Source organism: Pseudomonas sp. NY15374 (assembly GCF_048068255.1).
Taxonomy (GTDB): domain Bacteria; phylum Pseudomonadota; class Gammaproteobacteria; order Pseudomonadales; family Pseudomonadaceae; genus Aquipseudomonas; species Aquipseudomonas machongensis.
In genome coordinates this window covers 1-303 of record NZ_JBLUPZ010000038.1, presented here as the reverse complement: position 1 = coordinate 303, position 303 = coordinate 1, and the positions used below count along the sequence as shown (strand labels likewise).

Genomic DNA, 303 nt, shown 5'->3' with positions numbered 1-303 from the left:
TGGTTGCGGGAGCCGGATTTGAACCGACGACCTTCGGGTTATGAGCCCGACGAGCTACCAGGCTGCTCCATCCCGCGTCAGTGGTGCGCATTCTACGGATTATCGACGGGCTGTCAATCTTAATCCTTGATTTACGTGGATATTTTTTCAAGGCAAAGAAAAAGGCCACTGTGTGAACAGTGGCCTTTTCTCGAATCTGGTTGCGGGAGCCGGATTTGAACCGACGACCTTCGGGTTATGAGCCCGACGAGCTACCAGGCTGCTCCATCCCGCGCCTGTGGAATCGAATTCTACGGAAATCCT

The 303-nt window shown here is 53.8% G+C and carries 2 tRNA genes; both read right to left on the bottom strand.

The features are described 5' to 3' along the window. Positions 1 to 77 (bottom strand) — tRNA-Met (locus ACNFHO_RS27420). Positions 78 to 197: 120 nt separating this feature from the next. After that, positions 198 to 274: transfer RNA gene (locus ACNFHO_RS27415), tRNA-Met, on the bottom strand. Between the last annotated feature and the right edge of the window lie 29 nt (positions 275 to 303).